Below are 18,581 nucleotides of genomic sequence, written 5' to 3' on the forward strand. Positions count from 1 at the left end.
TCACCTCTTCTCTCAGCGGAGCTTCGGGTCGAGGGCGTCGCGCACCGCGTCGCCGAGCATGATGAAGGCCAGAACCGTGAGGCTCAGCATTCCGGCGGGGAAGAACAGGGCGAACGGGGCGGTCCGGATCACCTTCTGGGCGGTGTTGATGTCGATGCCCCAGGAGATGGTCGGGTCCTGCAGACCGATGCCGAGGAAGCTCAGCGTCGCCTCGGTGGCGATGTAGCCGCCGAGCGCGATGGTGGCGACGACGATCACCGGGGCGACCGCGTTCGGCAGGATGTGCTTCCACAGGATCCGGCTGGTGCCTGCGCCGAGCGCCTTGGCGGCCGTCACGAAGTCGGCCTGCTTGACCGTGATGACCGAACCGCGCATGACACGGGTCATCTGGGTCCAGCCCAGGGAGACCAGCGCGAAGACCACGCTCCAGATGGTGCGCGAGGTGAAGGCGTTGAGGATGACCAGGGCGCCGAGCAGCAGCGGGATGCCGAAGAAGATGTCGGTGACCCGGGAGATGATCGTGTCGACCCAGCCACCGAAGTAGCCGGCCAGCATGCCGGTGATGCCACCGAGGATGGTCACACCCGCCGTGACGCAGATGCCGACGACGACCGAGGCGCGGGCGCCGTAGATCACCCGGGCGTAGATACTGCGGCCCTGGAGGTCGTAGCCGAACCAGTCCGCCTGGAAGAAGTGGCTGTAGTTCGGCTTCGTCAGGTAGTGCGCGCGCAGGTCGCCGGCGCGCGGGTCCGCCGAGGTGAACAGCCCGGGGGCGATCGCGATGACGATCAGCAGCAGGATCAGCAGCGCGGAGATCACGAAGATCGGCTTGCGGCGCAGGTCGTGCCAGGCGTCGGAGCCGAGGCTGCGGGCCTTCTCGGGCTTGGCCGCCGGGGTGTCGGCGCCACGCTGGGCCGGGATCTCCTCGGCCGTCTTCTTCTCGGTCAGGTCAGGCATAACGGATCCTCGGGTCCAGGACCGCGTAAAGCAGGTCGACGATCAGGCCGGCGGCCAGGTATACGAGCACCAGGAAGGCCACGAAGCCGGCGACCGTCGGGCCCTCCTTGTGGTTGATCGCCGCGTAGAGCGCGTTGCCGATGCCCTTGACGTTGAAGATGCCCTCGGTCACGATCGCGCCACCCATCAGGGCGCCCAGGTCGGTGCCGAGGAAGGTGACCACCGGGATCATCGAGTTGCGGAGCAGGTGGGTGCCGATCACCTTGCGCCGGGGCAGGCCCTTGGCCACCGCGGTGCGGACGTAGTCGGCCTTGATGTTCTCGGCTATGGAGGTACGGGTGAGACGCGCCACGTACGCCAGCGACAGCGAGCCGAGCACGAACGCCGGCAACACCAGCTGGGTGATGTCGTTGCTGTCCTGGACGGTCGGCGTGACCCACTTCAGGTTCTGCCCGAAGACCGTCTGGAAGATGAAGCCCAGCACCGGAACCGGGATCGAGATCAGCAGCAGGGTCAGGACCAGGGTGCTCTTGTCGAACGCCTTGCCGCGGCGCAGACCGGCGAAGAGGCCGATGGTAACGCCGAGCACGATCTCGATGGCGAACGCGAACAGCGCCAGCCGGGTGGTGACCGGCAGCGCATCGGTGATCACGTCGAGCACCGGCCGCTGGTCCAGGGTGGTTCCGAAGTCACCGGTGAGCAGCTTCCCCATGTAGTCGAGGTACTGCTGGACCAGCGGCTTGTCGAAGCCCATCTGGTGCCTCAGAGCGGCGAGCTGGGCCGGGTCCGGCGCCTTGTCGCCCCACATCGCGGCCACCGGGTCACCCGGCAGCGCGTGCACCATGAAAAAGATGAGCGCGGTCGTTCCGAGGAAGACCGGGATCATCTGGAGCAGTCGCCTTGCGACAAAGCGCCCCATCGTGCCTCCATGTATGACTCTGCCGGGCCCGTCATCCCGGCCAGAGATAAGTCGGCGTGCCAACGGCCGGTGCCAGTCCTCGCCCTTGTGGGGATGGGACGGGCACCGGCCGTTGTCACCGGGTCAGGCGGTGCCGACCGATTACTTCTTCTTGACCTCGACGTCGGTGTAGACCGGGTTGCCGAAGGAGTCGAACTTCACGTTCTGGACGTTGTTGGACCAGCCGGAGCTGGTCTTGTAGTACCAGAGCGGGATGGCCGGCATGTCCTTGGCCAGGACGGCCTCGGCCTGCTGGTAGAGCTCGGTGGTCTTCTCCACCGTGGTGGCCGCGTCGGCCTCCTTCGAGAGCTTGTCGAACTCCGGGCTGGAGTAGCCGGCGTCGTTCGCCGCCGCACCGGTGCCGTAGACGTCGCGCAGGAAGTTGGCGTTCAGCGGGTAGTCCTGCACCCAGCCGGTACGCATCATGCTCGACACCTGACGCTTGGTCACGATGTCGCGCGAGGTCTTGAAGTCCGGCTTCGGGTCACCGAGGCACTCGACGCCGGTGGCCTGGCGGATCGAGTTGCAGACCGCGTCGACCCACTCCTTGTGACCACCATCGGAGTTGTAGAGGATGGTGATCTTGTTGCCGGGCACGCCGTTGCCCTCGGCGATCAGCTGCTTGGCCTTGGCCGGGTCGTACTTGCAGGCGTCGCCGCAGGCGCCGGCCTTGTAGCCCATGACGCCGGGCGCCACGAAGCCGTCGGCGGGCTGACGCGTGCCGTTCAGCACGGTCTTGGTGATGGTGTCGCGGTCGATGGCCATCGACAGGCCCTGGCGGACCTTGGCCTTCTCCGGCGCGTTCCAGTCGGCGTTGTACAGCGCGAAGGAGATGTTCTGGATGGCGCCCTGCGGCTGGTCGACCGCGCGCTTGCCCAGGTCGTCCTTGTACTTGGGCAGGTCGGTCGAGTCGACCTGGTCCAGGACGTCGAGGGTGTCCGACATCAGGTCCTTGTACGCGGCCTCACCGGCGGTGTAGTTCCGGAAGACGATGCCGCCGTTCTTGGCCTTGTTCGTGCCCGCGTACTTGTCGAAGGCGGCCAGGGTGATGGCCTTGTTGTGCTCCCACGACACGAACTTGTACGGGCCGTTGCCGACCGGCTTCTGGCCGTAGCCCGCCGGGTCGGAGAAGAACCCGGTCGGCAGCGGGTAGAAGGCCGAGTAGCCGAGCTTGTACGTGAAGTACGAGACCGGGCTGCTCAGCTCGATGGTGAAGTGCGTGTCGTCGACGACCTTCAGACCGGACATGGTGTCGGCGGTCGGGTCACCCTTCTCCGGGTGAACGGCGTCGTAGCCGACGATGTCGGAGAACCAGTCCGAGTTGATCTGGTTGTTCTTGGTGTTCGCCGACCAGTTCCAGGAGTCCACGAAGGACTTGGCCGTCACCGGGGTGCCGTCGTGGAAGGTCCAACCGGACTTCAGCGTGACGGTGTAGTTCTTGGCGTCAGTGGTCTCGATCTTGTCGGCCACCTGGTTACGCAGGGCGCCAGTGGCGGGGTCGTAGTCGACGAGGCCCTGGAAGAGCTGCTTGACGATGCGGCCGCCCTGGTTCTCCATGGCGTTGGCCGGCTGCAGCGGACGCTGCGGCTCGCCGCTCTGGTAGCTGAACACGCCCTGGGCGTTGACCGCAGCGCCATCGGAGCTGCTCCCACCGGTGGAACCGCCACTGCTACAAGCAGTCGCGGCGAGGGCGACCGCAACAGCTGCGACAACCCACTTGGCCTGGCTCCCACCACGCATCGGTGTGCCTCCTGAATTCGACGTTGCAACGAGGAGGGCACTGCGGACGGGTGTTACCTGGCCCGCTGTGCCGTCCGCGCTCGTGGTTTCGGCGCGCACCCCTGCGCGTCACCCTTGACCCGAGCCTGACTGCACCCACTATCCGTCACGCACGGACACGAAAGTGACCAGTGACGATCTCAATTAGGTCACATGAACAGTCGGTAAGTTTCGAAAACCGGACATAAGAGACATAGCCAGACAGGCACCAAACGGACAGTCGTCATGAATGACGAACTGTCACGTTCGCTCAGCGGACACCTGGGAGTGATGAGCGCTATTCCGTTAATACGCCCGTCGACAACTTGGAGTAGTTGAAAAAGTTCGCCCCCCTCTCCATGGGAAAGGGGGGCGAAGCATTCCGGCCAAAGGCCGGTCAAGCCGTCCGGATCACGCCTTCTTGGCGCGCGAGGCGGTGCGGCCTCGGTCCTTCGCGTCGAGGACGACCTTACGGATGCGAACCGTCTCCGGGGTCACCTCGATGCACTCGTCCTCGCGGCAGAACTCCAGCGACTGCTCCAGCGAGAGCTTGCGCGGCGGGACGATCGACTCGGCCACGTCTGCGTTCGAGGAACGCATGTTGGTGAGCTTCTTCTCCTTGGTGATGTTGACGTCCATGTCGTCGGCGCGCGAGTTCTCGCCGACGATCATGCCCTCGTACACCTCGGTGCCCGGCTCGCAGAAGAGCACGCCGCGCTCCTGGAGGTTGGTCATCGCGAAGGCGGTGACCACGCCGGACCGGTCGGCGACCAGCGAACCGTTGTTGCGGGTGGTCAGGGTGCCGAACCACGGCTCGTGGCCCTCGTGGATCGAGTGCGCGATGCCGGTGCCGCGGGTGCTGGTGAGGAACTCGGTCCGGAAGCCGATCAGACCGCGGGACGGGACGACGAACTCCATCCGGACCCAGCCCGAGCCGTGGTTGGACATGTTGTCCATCCGGCCCTTGCGGACGCCCATGAGCTGCGTGACCGCGCCCATGTGCTCCTCCGGCACGTCCACCGTGAGGCGCTCGACCGGCTCGTGGGTCTTGCCGTTGACCTGCTTGGTGACGACCTGCGGCTTGCCGACGGTCAGCTCGAAGCCCTCGCGGCGCATGGTCTCGATCAGGATGGCCAGCGCCAGCTCACCGCGGCCCTGCACCTCCCAGGCGTCCGGGCGCTCGGTCTCCAGGACGCGCAGCGAGACGTTACCGATCAGCTCACGGTCCAGGCGGTCCTTCACCTGGCGGGCGGTGACCTTGCGGTCCACCTTGCCGCTGGACTTCGCGTCCGCGCCCTTGCCGCTGCCGCCACGGCCGACCAGCGGCGAGGTGTTGGTGCCGATGGTCATCGAGATGGCCGGCTCGTCCACCGTGATCAGCGGCAGCGCGATCGGGTTCTCCGGGTCGGCGAGGGTTTCGCCGATCATGATCTCGGAGATGCCGGCGACGGCGCAGATGTCACCCGGGCCCGCCACCTCGGCCGGCTTGCGGGTGAGCGCCTCGGTCATCAGCAGCTCGGAGATGCGGACGCTGGAGATGGTGCCGTCGCGCTTGATCCAGGCCACGGTCTGGCCCTTGCGCAGCTCGCCCTGCTCGACGCGCAGCAGCGCGATGCGGCCGAGGAAGTTGTCGGCGTCGAGGTTGGTGACGTGGGCCTGGAGCGGCGCGTCAGCCTCGTACGTCGGGGCCGGGACGTGCTCCAGCAGGGTGGAGAAGAACGGCTCCAGGCTGGTGCTGTCGGCCGGGACGGTGCCGTTCTCCGGCTTGGTCAGCGAGGCGACGCCGTCACGGGCACAGGCGTAGACGATCGGGAACTCGATCTGGTCCTCGTCGGCGTCCAGGTCCAGGAACAGGTCGTAGGTCTCGTTGATGACCTCGTCGATCCGGGAGTCCGGGCGGTCCGTCTTGTTGATGCAGAGGATGACGGGCAGCCGGGCGGTGAGCGCCTTGCGGAGTACGAAGCGCGTCTGCGGCAGCGGGCCTTCGGAGGCGTCGACCAGCAGGACGACCGCGTCCACCATCGACAGACCGCGCTCGACCTCGCCACCGAAGTCGGCGTGGCCCGGGGTGTCGATGATGTTGATGGTGATGGGCGCGCCACCATCCTTCGGGTGGTACTTGACGGCGGTGTTCTTCGCGAGAATGGTGATGCCCTTCTCGCGCTCCAGGTCGTTGGAGTCCATCATCCGGTCGTCCAGGTGCTGGTGGGCGGCGAAGGCGCCGGCCTGCTTCAGCATGGCGTCGACCAGAGTGGTCTTGCCGTGGTCGACGTGGGCGACGATAGCGACGTTGCGGATGTCGTTGCGCGTGGGCATGCCTAGCTGATTCTCCTGGAATCGTGGGTTACGGCGCCCGGCCGCGAGACGCCGACCAGCGATCCCTGCTGGATCGCCGCCGCCCGTTCCGCCTGCTACTACCGGTCCACCCGCCGTGGCAACGGACATGCCCCGGCTTCCTCCTATCGTACGGGGAAGCGCCCAGGTGAGCAGAAACGGGCAGGTCGGGCGGGATCAAGATCACAGGCAGGCCACCCGTTCGTCACCCGCTGTTCGCTCCCCGACCGGCTCCGGCGGGCCCGGGGAACGGGCTCAAGCGCTCCACCCCACGTCCTGGAAGCGCGGCCAGCCGTACCCCCAGACCCCGGCGCCCGCGACGCCCGCCCGGACGCCGACCAGCTCGGGCCGCTGGTAGAGCGGCACCGAGTGGCCGAGCTGCCAGATCCGCACGTCCGCCTCCTGGAGCAGGCGGAGCCGGGCGGCCGGGTCGAGCTCGGCGGTGGCGCGGTCGAAGAGCCGGTCGATCTCCTCGGTTCCGCTGCGGGCGTAGTTGCTGCCGGGGTCGAGGGTGCCGTCGGCGTCGGGCCGGGGCTTGGCGTAGACGGGCCGCTGCTCGCTCGCCGGGCTGGTGCCGGCGGGCCAGGAGAACAGGGCGAGGTCGTACTCCCCGGCGGCCAGCTGGTCCTGGACGAAGGTGTCGGCGGACGCGGTCACGGCCTTCACCTCGACACCGGACTCGCCGAGGTCGGCGGTGAGCGCGTCGGCGGTCCGCTTGGCGGTCGCGGAGCCGGCCGGGACGAGCAGGGTGAGGGTGAGCTCCTTGTCGTCCTTGGTGCGGGTGCCGCCGGTGTCGGGCCGCTTCCAGCCCGCCTCGTCGAACAGCCGGGCGGCGTCGGCCGGGCCGGCGGCCGCACTGTTGTCGCGGTAGCCGTCCTGGTCGCCGGCGAGCAGGTGGCTGCCCAGCGGGGCGCCGGGCAGGCCGAGCGGGGTGAGCGCGGCGTCGGCGATCCGCCGCCGGTCGACGGCGCGGGTCAGGGCGAGCCGCAGGGCCGGGTCGGCGAGCGGGCCGTGGGCGGAGTTGAGGGTGAGCTGGGTGAGCGAGGCGCCGACGGCCCGGTGCACGATGACGCCGTGCAGTCCCTCGGCCCGCCGCAGGGCCAGCGCCGCGGCCTCGGGTGCGGCGGGCGGGGGCGCCGCCTCGGCGGTCGGCGTATCGGAGGCGCCCGGGGTGGCGGTCGGTGTGGCGGAGGCGGTGGGCGTGGCGGAGGCGGCCGGGGCGGGCGCGGGCACCGCCTGGTCCACCGCCGCGGTGAGCGGGGCGATGTCCAGCCGGTTCTGGTCGAGCGCGTCCAGCCGGCCCTCCGGCGGCGCGGCGATGAACTCGATCCGGTCGGTCTTCGGCTGGTCCCCCCACCACCGCGGGTTGCGGGCGAGGACGACCTGCCCGCCCGCGGGGTCGTACCCGGAGACGGTGTACGGCCCGGCGCTCAGGTGCTCTCCGCCGGTCAGCGCCCGGTTGAACGCGGCCGGGGTGGCCGTCTCGGCCGCCGGGTAGAGCGGGCCGAACAGCGAGCGCCATTCGGCGTACGGGCGCCGGAAGGTCACCCGGACTTCGTGCGGGTCGGCGCCCTGGGCGATCGCGTCGATGGCGTCGTACCCGGCCGGGCGTCCGCCCTGGTAGGTCGGGTCGAGGCCGGAGAGGGCGGCCCGCTGGGCGGTCAGGTCGGCGGCCGTGAGCGGGGTGCCGTCGCTCCAGACCGCGCGCGGGTTGAGCCGGTAGGTGACGACCTGCGGCTGCTGCCCGGGCGGGGTGGACTCGGCGCCGGCCAGGTAGTCCGGGTCGGGGACGAGCCGGCCGTGCCCGTCGGGCCGGAACAGCGAGGGGTAGAGGGCGTGCGCGAGCAGTGCCGAGTCGGCGGTCGCGTCACCCTGGTAGACGTTGAGCGTGGCCGGGACGCCGTCCACGGCCCAGCGCAGCCTGCCGCCGCCCCGGACGGCGGTGCGGTCCGCGGCCCGGACGTCCCCGGTGCCGGAGGTGGGGTCGGCCGAGGCCGGCGCGGGGTCGGGGGTACGGGCCGGATCCGGGCCGTCGGAGCAGCCGCCGAGGCCGGCGGCGAGCAGCAGCGCGACGGCTGCGGAGGTGAGCTGGCGGACGCGCATGGCGGCCATGGAACGCCGTCCGGGCGCCCGGGCCCGGGCCGACACGGCGAACCGCCCGCCGACTGCACCCGGACGGCCGAACCGCGACCGGACTAGAGGCCCAGCTCGAACCAGACGATCTTGCCCTTGGGCGTCCGCCGGCTGCCCCAGCGCTCGGCCAGCAGGCTGACCAGTTGCAGGCCGCGCCCGCCCTCGTCGGTCTCCTGGGCGCGCCGCTGCCGGGGCTGGGCGTAGCCGTCGTCCCAGACCTCGCAGACCAGGCCGCGATCGCGCAGCAGCCGCAGCCGGATCTCGCCCCGGCCGTGCTTGAGCGCGTTGGTGACCAGTTCGCTGACCAGCAGCTCGGTGGTGTCCACGAGCTCCTCCAGGCCGCGGGTCAGCAGCCAGCTGCAGGCCAGCTCGCGGGCCTTGGCGACGGAGGTGGGCTCGGGCGGCAGGAACCAGTTGCCGACGGCGTCCTCGGGGAAGGCGTGCACCTTGGCCATCAGCAGGGCGATGTCGTCCTCGCCGTGGTGCGGGTTGAGCTCGCCGAGGACGTGCTCGCAGAGCTCTTCGAGGCCCTTGCCCTTGGCCGACAGCGCGGTGCGGAAGCCGCGCAGGCCCTCGTCCAGCTGGTGCTTGCGGCTCTCCACCAGGCCATCCGTGTAGAGGCCGAGGATGGCGCCGTCCGGGAGGGTCAGCTCGACCTCCTCGAAGGGCTCGCCGCCGACGCCGAGCGGCAGGCCGGGCGGGACGTCGAGCATCCGGGCGGGCTCGCCGGGGCTGAGCAGGACGGGCGGCAGGTGGCCGGCGTTGGCGATCCAGCAGCGCCGGGTGACGGCGTCGTAGACCGCGTAGACGCAGGTGGCCAGGTAGACCTCGCGGGCCTCCTCGTCGGCGGCGGAGGTGAGCCGGCCGTACGGGGTGGGCGGGCCGGCCGGCACGGTGTCGCCGCCGAGGCCGCGGGCGATCTCGTCGAGGGCGGTGAGCACCTCGCCGGGCTCCAGGTCGAGCATGGCGAGGGTGCGGACGGCGGTGCGCAGCTGGCCCATGGCGACGGCGGCGCGCAGGCCGCGCCCCATCACGTCGCCGATGACCAGGGCGGTGCGGTTGCCGGGCAGCGGGATGACGTCGAACCAGTCTCCGCCGACCTCGGTGTTGTTGTTGCTGGGCAGGTAGCGGCAGGCGATCTCCAGGCCGCTGGCGGCCGGGTTGCCCGGGGGCAGCAGGCTGCGCTGGAGGATCAGGGCGCGCTCGTGCTCGCGGCGGTAGAGCCGGGCGTTGTCGATGCAGACGGCGGCGCGGGCGACGAGTTCCTCGGCGATGGCGACGTCGCGGGCGTCGAAGGGCTCGCTGCCGATCGCGCGGGAGAGCTGGACGAGGCCGAGCACCTGGTCGCGGGCGACCAGCGGGACGATCAGGGTGGAGCGCAGCAGCGGGTCGGGCCCGGGCTCGGGGACGACGCTGCGGCCGGTGCGCAGCGCCCGGGCGTGCGGGGAGCGTCGCGGGTAACAGAGGGTGCCGCCGGCCTCGGCGATGGGCAGGCCGGTGACCGAGCCGAGTACCGAGGAGGCGCCGCCGATGACGCTGGAGACGGCGACCCGGCGCAGTTCGCCGCTGCCGTCGGTGAGCACGGTGTCGCCGAGCCGGCCGGCGCTGGGCACGGTCTCGCCGGAGAGCAGCGCGGTGTACAGGTCGACGGTGGCGAGGTCGCAGAACGGCGGGACGACGACGTCGAGCAGTTCCTTGGCGGTGGTCTCCAGGTCGAGGGTGGAGCCGATGTGCGCGCTGGCCTCGTTGAGCAGGGCGAGGTTGCGGCGGACGCCGTCGGCCTCGCGCTCGGCGACGTGCCGGCTGGTGACGTCGGAGACCTGCCCGGCGACGCCGATCGGCTGTCCGGCCGCGCCGTTGAGGCGGTACAGCGAGACGGCCCAGAGCCGGTTGCCCTCGCGGGTGGGGACGGCGCCGTGGAAACGCAGGTCGAAGACGGGCTCGCCGGTGGCGAGGACCTTGCGCAGGGCGGCGGTGAGGCGGTCGGCCTCGGACGGCGGGAAGAGGTCGTGCGGGGTGAGGCCTTCGAGGTCGGTGGGGGCCAGGCCCATGCCGGAGGCGAAGGCGTCGTTGACCCGCTGGAGGCGCAGCCGGTTGTCGAACAGGATGAAGCCGGTGGGCGTCTGCCCGAAGACGGCCTCGGAGGCGGCGAGGTCGGTCTCGACCCGGCGCAGCCGCCCGAGGTCGACGGCCAGGCAGGTGGCGCCGGCGGTGGGCAGGGCGCTGTCGGGCATCAGGTAGAGCTCGGCGAGGCCCTCGCCGCCGACGGCGTCCCGGTAGGGGGTGGTGCCGACCCACTCCTCGCCGGCCAGGGCGCGTTCCAGCCGGGCGCGTCCGCGCTGCCAGAGCTCGCGGGGGACGAAGGTGGTGATCGGGTCGGCGCCGACGGCGTCGGGGGCGGGGACGCCGAAGAACTCGGCGGCGCGCTCGCTCCACTGGCTGATCCGGCCGTCGGGGCCGATGGTGAAGGTGGCGACCCGGATGTAGTCGTAGATCGACCCGGGGCCGCCCGCGCCCCACGGCTGGTCCGCGGCCCCGGGGTGGTGACCGAGGCCCACGGGGCCGGCGCCGGGCGGGTCCGCCGGCGCGGGCAGGTGCGGTGAACCGGCCTGCCCGGGCACGACAGCATGACCGCTGCTGCTCGGCGCGTTCCGCGCCGGGGTGCTGTTCAACGGACCGACCCCTCCAACCCGCGACCGTCCGGATGTCGAGAAGACCGAGTATTCATCATCGAGGGGTACGTTCACACGCCCTCAACATCACAACATCAGATCGGGCGAAGGTTTTTGTCCTACCGCCCGCGCAACCACAATGCCACGTCCGCGCCCCCTTCCGGGCTGCGCGCTCCCCCCGGCCACCTGCTGGCATATGCGGTCCCGCCCTCCTCGCCCCCGCTCGGGCTCGCGCCCCCGACCCGCTGCGCTCCCTATGACTCCTCGGGCTCACTACCCGGCAGCGCCTGCTCGAACCAGACCACCTTGCCGATGCCCTCGGCCCGGGCACCCCAGTGCAGCGCCAGGCGGCGGACCAGTTCCAGGCCCCGGCCGCCCTCGTCGGCCTCGGCCGCGTGCCGCTCCCGGGGCGGCTCGGGCAGCGGGTCGGAGATCTCGACCAGCAGCGTCTCGCCGAGCGTCAGCCGCACGCCGATGGGGGCGCTGGCGTACCGGACGGCGTTCGTGACCAGCTCGCTGACCAGCAGCTCCGCAGTGTCGGTGAGCTCCTCGACGCCCCACTCGGCGAGCGTGGAGCGGACCAGCCGACGGGCCCGGGAGACGGCGGTGGGCTCGGCGGGCAGGGTCCAGCCGGCCGTCGGGGTACCGGCCTGGCCGTGGCCGAGCCGGGCCAGCAGCAGCGCGACGTCGTCCGGCTCGCGGCCCTGCTCCATGGTGTCGAGCACGGCCTCGCAGGCAGCCTGGATGGAGGCGTGCGGCTCCTGGAGCACGGTGACCAGCCGGCCGAGGCCGACGTCGAGGTCCTTGTCCCGGGACTCGACCAGGCCGTCGGTGCAGAGGGCGAGCAGGCTGCCCTCGGGGATCTTCAGCTCGACGGATTCGAACGGGACGCCGCCGACGCCGAGCGGGGCACCGGAGGGCAGGTCGAGGATCCGGCCGGCGCCGCCGCGCAGCGGGCCGCCGGTCCGGGTCGGCTCCCCGCCCTCCTCGCCCGGCACCACCAGGACGGGCGGGATGTGCCCGGCCTTGGCGACGGTCAGTCTGGCCGTCCCCGGGTCGAACACCGCGTAGACGCAGGTGGCGAGCAGCGCCTCGTCCGGGCCCTGGGCCAGGTCGTCGGCCAGCTCGTGGACGTGCCGCAGCAGGACGTCCGGCGGCAGGTCGAGGGCGGCCAGCACCCGGACGGCGGTGCGCAGCCGGCCCATGGTGGCGGCGGCCCGCAGGCCGTGGCCCATCACGTCGCCGACCACCAGCGCGGTGCGGTCGCCGGGCAGCGGGATGACGTCGAACCAGTCGCCGCCGACCTCGGCGCCGCTGCTGCCGGGCACGTACCGGTAGGCGACCTCGACGCCGGTGGGCTGCGGGACCTGCTGCGGGAGCAGGGTGCGCTGGAGGGTGAGCGCGGCGGTGCGCTCGCGGGCGTACAGCCGGGCGTTGTCCAGCGAGCTGCCGGCCCGGTCGGCCAGCTCGACGGTGAAGGCCAGGTCGTCCCGGTCGAAGCCCTCCCGGTAGCCGCCCCGGCTGACCAGCAGCAGACCGATCACGATGCCGCGGGCGCGCAGCGGGACGACCAGCATGGAGTGCACGCCCAGGTCGTGGGCGGCCTGCGTCTTCGGGTCGCCGGGGTACGTCACGTCGTCGAGCTGGTCCGCGCCGGAGAGCAGTTCGGGGACGCCGGTGCGCAGCACCCGGCCGCAGGCGGAGTCCTCGGCGAACGTGATCCGGGCGCCGCGGCGGAGCATCACCTCGACCTCGGGGCCGTCCTGGACGGAGGCGGTGCCGAGCTGGAGCAGCGAGGTGCGGCGGTCGTGGCCGTGCCGGGGCAGGTCGTCACCGTGCGCGACGGCCTGCAGCAGGATCACCGCGGAGTGGTCGGTGAGCCGGGGGACGACGGAGCTGGCGAGCTCCTGGGCGATCCGGGCGGCGTCGAGCAGGTCGCCGACCCGGGAGCCGAACTCGTTGAGCAGCGAGAGCCGGCGCCGGGCGTGCTCGACCTTGGCGACGGCTCGGTAGCGCTCGGTCACGTCCATCACGGTGCCGGAGATGCCGAGCACCCGGCCGGAGCGGTCGGTCATCCGGCTGTAGGAGATCGAGCGGTAGCCGGAGCGGGCGGTGACCGGGGAGGCGAGGGTGACGTCGATGACCGGCTCGCCGGTGGCCAGCACCTGGCGCTGGATCGCGGTGACCTCGTCGGCGGCCCGCTCGGGCAGGGTCTCGCCGGTGGTCCGGCCGACGTGGTCCGCCAGGGCGACGCCGTTCATCTCGGCCAGGGTCTGGTTGACAGCGGTGTAGCGCAGCTCGGTGTCCATGATCGCGATGCCCAGCGGGGACTGCTCGAACAGCGCGTCACGGACGGCGAGGTCGCGCTCGACGGCCCGGACGGCGGCCGCCTCGGCCATGTTGACCTGGAGGAACGGGGTGCCGTCGCCGTCCACCAGGAGGGAGATCCTGGCGTCCACCGCGATCGGCACGCCGTCCCGGTCGCGCAGTTCGGCGTTGCCGGCCCAGCGGCCGTGGCGCAGGGTGTCCTGGATCGCGGCCCGGATCCGGCCGACCTGCTCCTGGTCGGGGATCAGCTCGTCGATCCGGCGGCCGACCAGCAGCTCGTTCGGCCAGCCGAGCAGTTCCTCGGCGGCCGGGCTCCAGAGCACCACCCGGCCCGCGGTGTCCAGGATCGCGATGGCGACCTTCAGCATGTCGAGCAGGCTGCCCTCGGCCGGCCCGCCGGGGCCGTACGGGGCGTCGGACGGCCCACCGGGGAACGGCCGGGCGGGCCGGCTGCGCAGGCCGGGCTGGGGGCCCGGGTCGGAGACGGGGACGGCCAGGGTCGGCGCCGGCTGGTCGGGCCGCGGGGCTTCGGGGGCATCGGCGGCGTCCCGCCGACGGCGGCCGGCCGGTGGCTGCGGGGCGGCGGGCCGGGCGCCCCGGCGCAGCCGGGCGCGGGCGGCTGCGCTCCCCGCGGCGCCTGTCCGCGGTGCTCCTCCGCCGCCGTTCCCGGTACTCGACACCGACGGGGCCTCCGGCTCTGGTCGGGATCGGCGTCGCCGGCTGGGACGGCTCACCGATGGTGACGAATAGTGCCGAAAAGTGACATACCCAGCAGAACCCAGGCTATCCCGGCCGCCGGGTCGTCTTGTCTGATTGACCTACCCCGTACCCCGCGCGTCGCACACCGGCTCAGGCCGCCCTATGCATGGAGCAACCGGGCGACGTGCGGCAGGACGTCGCGGTCGTGCTCGATCCAGTCGACGCTGTCCAGCTCGGCCGGACCGAGCCAGCGCAGCTCGTCGTGGTCCTCCAGCGGACGGGGGTCGCCGGCCAGCAGCTCGGCCGCCCAGAAGCGCAGCTCCAGACCCGGCCGGACGCTCCACGCGCCCGGCAGCCGCTCCAGCGCCCGCGCCCGGACGCCCAGCTCCTCCAGCAGCTCCCGCTCCAGCGCCTGCGCCTCGGTCTCGCCGGGTTCGGCCTTCCCGCCCGGGAACTCCCAGCGCCCAGCCACCGCCGCGGGCGCGCTGCGCCGGGCGGCGAGCACCCGGCCCCCGTGGATGAGGGCGCCGCCGACGACGATCCGGGGTTCGACGGGGTTCTCGCTCGCCTTGTCCATGGGCCCGACCTTAGGTCCTGTCCGGCCCCGCGCCGTCCGCAGCGGCGGCCTCGGCCTCGGCCTCGACCCAGTACAGCTGCTTGTGGCCGCGGGCCTCGAACTCGACCGCCAGCCGCTCCGCCGCGACGCGGTCGAGCCCGGCCGCGACCAGGAAGCGGTTGCCGTTGTCGTCCTGCCGCATCACCCGAAAGGCGCTCATGGCGGGGAGCGTATCCCCGGCCTGCGTGGGGGTCGGGCCGGGGATCCGCCCCCACGACGCTACGGGCGGCTCGCTACCGGCAGGTACGGGTGCGGTTAACGGCGGGTAACCCGGCCGCGCCCGGCGGCCCGGACCCGTCGGCAGCTCAGACCTGGAGGTCGGGCACCTGCTCGCCGGTGGACAGGCCGAGCCCGCGCCGGATCTCGATGCTGAGCGGCACCGACTTGGTCACCAGCGCCCGGGCCCGCCGGACGTCGCCCTCCAGGTCGTCGCCGGAGGCCGCCGCGTCCCAGGCGGTGGCGGCCGCCTCCTGGGCCGCGGCCAGCTTGCGGACCGCCGGCTTGACCTCGGCCGGCCACGCCGCCGACGCCTTGTTCAGCGCCGCGGCCTCCGCGTGGGAGGCGGTGGACATCCGCCGGGCCCAGGTCCGGTACTCGGACGACGCGTCCGCGAAGCCCTTGCTCGGCTGCTCCGCGTAGGCGTCGTTGAAGCCCCGGACGGCCTCCAGGTAGGCCAGCTGGGCGGGGTTCAGGCTGCCCCGGTCGGTGCGGACCGTCCCCAGGTGCTCGCCGTCGCGGTCCTCGAACGCGCAGGTGACGTAGCGGTCACCGGACCTCCAGTTGCCCCGGGTCGGGTAGAGGTAGACGTCGTCCATGCCGTCCGGGATCGCCCACTGGTCGAGGGCGTAGTCGTCGAGCACCGTGCGGCACAGTTCGGCGGCCCGCAGGCGGACCGTCGCCTCGCCCGGGTAGGACGGGCCGTCGCCCGCCGGGATCCGGGCGGTGCCGGCCACCTCGCCGTGGTGCGGGGCCGAGCACGGCACCCGGCGGACCCAGTAGAGCGTCTCGTCGCCGCCCTCGGGGTCGGCCCGGCTGCCGTTGTCGGGGGTGTTGTAGCAGTCCCCGGACTTCAGCGCGGCCCACGGGACGGACCCGGCCGGAGCCTTCGTGGACTGGCCGAACCGGCCGCCATCGGGGGACTCGAAGGTCGAACCGGACACGACGAGCGACAGCAGCACCGTGCCGACCACGCCGAGCACCAGCCCGGTCACCGCCATGCCGAAGCCGCGCTCCTTGCGGCGGTTGATCTGGACCAGCGCGATGATGCCGAACACCAGGGCCACCGGCGCCGCCACGACCAGGCCGGTCACCAGGGCGGCGACCGCGAAGCCGTTGGTGACGGGGGCGGGCCGGGGGTAGGGGAAGCCGGGCTGGAGGCCGGACTGCGCGGCGGGCGGCACCGACGCCCAGCCGCCGGCGGGCAGCGGCGGGGGCGGGGGCTGCGGCGGGGCCTGCGGCGGGGCCTGCGACCGGGACTGCGACGGCAGGGGCGCGGCCCACGGGTTGGCGGGCGCGGGCGGGAGGGGCGGCACGGGCGGGGCGGGCGCGGACGGGGCGGCGGGGCCGGGCTGTCCGGGTACCGCGACCGGCTCGGGCTGCCCGGCCTGCGCCTGCTGCTCCGGCTGGTCCGCCCGCTCCGACTGCCCCGCCCGCTCGGCCCGCTTCGCCGGCGCGGCCCCGTGGGCCGGTGTGCGGGGATCGGCCGCGGGCGACTCCGGCCCCGGCGCGGGCGGTTCGGACGCAGGCTTGGACACGTGGACTCCCCCGGCCCGCCGGTACGGGCATCGACTCGGCAGCTCGACTCGTCGGCTCGCCCCCTCCAGCAACGGGCCGGACGGGCCCGAACGGCCCCGGTACGAGCGGACGCGCGACTTTACCCGATCTTTCCGAACGCCCGCGCGACCGTTTCGCCCGCCCCGCCGCCCATCCCGCCGCCCGGCCTCGCCCTCGGCCCGTCGCCGGCCCGGCCCCCGGTCAGCCGCGCGCCAGGATCTCGCCGTGCAGCATGGAGAACCAGCCGTCCCCGGCGGCGCTCCACTCCTGCCAGCCGGCCGCGATGCGCGCCAGTTCGGCCTGGTCCGCGAAGCCCCGCTCCACCGCCGTCCGGCCGATGGCGGAGCCGGTCACCCGGTCCGCCCACATCCCGCCCCACCAGGCGCGCTGCTCGGGCGTCGCGTACGTCCAGGTGGTGGCGGTCGCGGCGATGTCGGTGAAGCCCGCCGCCCGCGCCCAGGACAGCAGCCGCCGCCCGGCGTCCGGCTCACCGCCGTTGGCGCGGGCGATCCGCTCGTACAGCTCCAGCCAGCGGTCCAGCGCGGGCGCCTCGGGGAACCAGGTCATCGACGCGTAGTCGACGTCCCGGGCCGCGACCACACCGCCCGGCGCCGCGACCCGGCGCATCTCGCGCAGCGCGGCCACCGGGTCGGCCACGTGCTGCAACACCTGGTGAGCGTGCACCACGTCGAACTCGCCCTCTCGATAGGGCAGTTCGTGGACATCGGCGACCTCGAACACGACGTTGGACAGGCCCCGGCCGGCCACGTACGCGGCGGCCTGCTCCAGCACCTCGGCGGAGGTGTCCACGGCCACCACGCGACCGCCCGGGCCGACCAGCTCGGCCAGGTCGGCGGTGATCGTGCCGGGCCCGCAGCCGATGTCCAGCAGCGCCTGCCCGGGGCGCAGTTCGGGCAGCAGGTAGGCGGCCGAGTCGGCCGCCGTCCGGGAGCGGTGCGAGCGCAGCACGGCCTCCTGGTAGCCGTGGGTGTAGACGGTGGCGGGCTGCTGTCCGGTCATGGTGTCCCCTGGGGAGTGGTCGGTTTCCGCGACGCCTTCGACGCTAGTGGACATTCCGCATTCCGAGAAGATTCGTCTCACCTGTCGATCACCCTGCGACCGCGCCACCCCCGGCGGCCGTACCGTGGGGCGCACCCGAGAGAACGGTCCCCCCGCCCATGCCCGGCCAGCGCCCCTTCGTCCTGCTGAGCGCCGCGATGTCCCTCGACGGCCACCTCGACGACGCCTCCCCCGACCGCCTGCTGCTCTCCAACCGGGCCGACTTCGACCGGGTCGACGCCGAACGCGCGGCCGCCGACGCCGTCCTGGTCGGCGGCAACACGCTGCGCGCCGACAATCCGCGCCTGCTGGTCAACGACCCCGCACGCCGGGCCGCCCGGCTCGCGGACGGCCGCGCCGAGTACCCGCTGAAGGTGACGCTCAGCGCGAGCGGCGCGCTCGACGCCGACCTGCGCTTCTGGCACACCGGCGGCGCCCGGCTCGCCTACACCACGGACGCCGGCGCGACCGTGCTGCGGCCCCGCCTGGACGGGCTGGCCGAGGTGGTCGCGCTCGGCGGCGCGGTGGACCTCGGCGCGGTGCTGGACGACCTGGGCGCGCGCGGGGTGCGCCGGCTGATGGTCGAGGGCGGCGGCGGCGTGCACACCCAGTTCCTGGCCCAGGGCCTGGCGGACGAGCTCCAACTGGCGGTCGCCCCGCTGCTGGTCGGCCAGGCCGAGGCGCCGCGGTTCGTCCGCCCGGCCGCGTTCCCGGGTGGCCCGGCCCGGCGGATGCGCCTGCTGGAGGCACGTACGGTGGACGACGTCGTCCTGCTCAGGTACGCCCCGAAGGAGCCCGCCCCGTGACCGGAGTCCGTCCCGTGACCGCCGACCTCGACCACCTGCGCCGGGCCGTCGAACTCTCCCGCCGCTGCCCGCCGTCCGCGACGGCCTTCTCGGTCGGCGCGGTGATCGTCGGCGCCGACGGCGAGGTGCTGGCGGAGGGCTACAGCCGGGAGGGCGACGCGCACGACCACGCCGAGGAGGCGGCCCTCGGCAAGCTGCCGACCGGCGACCCGCGGCTGCGCGGGGCGACCGTCTACAGCTCGCTCGAACCGTGCGGACAGCGCGCCTCGCGGCCGGCGCCGTGCGCCCGGCTGCTGATCGCGGCGGGCGTGCCGCGGGTGGTGGTGGCCTGGCGCGAGCCGGACCTGTTCGTCACCGACTGCCAGGGCACGGCCCTGCTGGCGGCGGCCGGGGTCGAGGTGGTGGAGCTGCCGGAGCTCGCCGAGGCGGCCCGCGCGGTCAACGCCCACCTGCTCGGCTGATCTTTTGTATCATCAGGGAACAAAGAG

At 72.9% G+C, this 18,581-nt stretch carries 11 protein-coding genes and 1 pseudogene; 1 reads left to right on the forward strand and 11 read right to left on the reverse strand.

The window, feature by feature from the left end:
* Nucleotides 1–12 precede the first annotated feature (12 nt).
* From ACIP37_RS25440 to ACIP37_RS25490, 11 genes are all read right to left on the reverse strand, one after another.
* Nucleotides 13–957, reverse strand: coding sequence for an ABC transporter permease (locus ACIP37_RS25440; protein ID WP_363585426.1), 945 nt, complete (start codon nt 955–957; stop codon nt 13–15).
* Complete coding sequence (locus tag ACIP37_RS25445) at nt 950–1,876, reverse strand: ABC transporter permease (protein WP_363372519.1); 927 nt, start codon at nt 1,874–1,876, stop codon at nt 950–952. The genes ACIP37_RS25440 and ACIP37_RS25445 overlap by 8 nt, the downstream gene beginning before the upstream one ends.
* Before the next feature lie 141 nt (nt 1,877–2,017).
* Nucleotides 2,018–3,655 carry an ABC transporter substrate-binding protein gene (locus tag ACIP37_RS25450; protein WP_363372516.1) on the reverse strand — a complete coding sequence of 546 codons (1,638 nt, stop codon included), beginning with the start codon at nt 3,653–3,655 and terminating at the stop codon, nt 2,018–2,020.
* A 429-nt stretch (nt 3,656–4,084) separates the two neighbouring features.
* Nucleotides 4,085–5,989 (reverse strand): translational GTPase TypA, encoded by a 1,905-nt coding sequence (typA, locus tag ACIP37_RS25455; protein ID WP_063347962.1) that lies wholly within the window; start codon nt 5,987–5,989, stop codon nt 4,085–4,087.
* 273 nt (nt 5,990–6,262) lie between these two features.
* Entirely contained in the window at nt 6,263–8,110 is a 1,848-nt protein-coding gene (locus tag ACIP37_RS25460; RefSeq protein WP_400809828.1) for an ABC transporter family substrate-binding protein, read from the reverse strand.
* Between the two features lie 92 nt (nt 8,111–8,202).
* Nucleotides 8,203–10,812 (reverse strand): SpoIIE family protein phosphatase, encoded by a 2,610-nt coding sequence (locus ACIP37_RS25465; RefSeq protein ID WP_400844569.1) that lies wholly within the window; start codon nt 10,810–10,812, stop codon nt 8,203–8,205.
* A 254-nt stretch (nt 10,813–11,066) separates the two neighbouring features.
* Complete coding sequence (locus ACIP37_RS25470; RefSeq protein ID WP_363585428.1) at nt 11,067–13,820, reverse strand: SpoIIE family protein phosphatase; 2,754 nt, start codon at nt 13,818–13,820, stop codon at nt 11,067–11,069.
* A gap of 179 nt (nt 13,821–13,999) precedes the next feature.
* A complete protein-coding gene (locus tag ACIP37_RS25475) occupies nt 14,000–14,416 on the reverse strand; it encodes an NUDIX domain-containing protein (protein ID WP_363585429.1) in 417 nt (138 codons plus the stop codon).
* Nucleotides 14,417–14,426: 10 nt separating this feature from the next.
* Nucleotides 14,427–14,615: an SPOR domain-containing protein gene (locus ACIP37_RS25480; protein ID WP_400809823.1), complete on the reverse strand. Its 189-nt coding sequence runs from the start codon at nt 14,613–14,615 to the stop codon at nt 14,427–14,429.
* Nucleotides 14,616–14,760: 145 nt separating this feature from the next.
* On the reverse strand, nt 14,761–16,209 hold the full coding sequence (locus tag ACIP37_RS25485; RefSeq protein ID WP_400809821.1) for a DUF4190 domain-containing protein: 1,449 nt from the start codon (nt 16,207–16,209) through the stop codon (nt 14,761–14,763).
* 220 nt (nt 16,210–16,429) lie between these two features.
* Complete coding sequence (locus tag ACIP37_RS25490) at nt 16,430–17,248, reverse strand: methyltransferase domain-containing protein (RefSeq protein WP_363621405.1); 819 nt, start codon at nt 17,246–17,248, stop codon at nt 16,430–16,432.
* 158 nt (nt 17,249–17,406) lie between these two features.
* Between ACIP37_RS25490 and ACIP37_RS25495 the strand changes: the two are divergent.
* Nucleotides 17,407–18,554 (forward strand): annotated as a pseudogene (locus ACIP37_RS25495) (dihydrofolate reductase family protein).
* Nucleotides 18,555–18,581 lie beyond the last annotated feature (27 nt).

This window comes from Kitasatospora sp. NPDC088861, from assembly GCF_044750105.1.
Lineage (GTDB): Bacteria > Actinomycetota > Actinomycetes > Streptomycetales > Streptomycetaceae > Kitasatospora.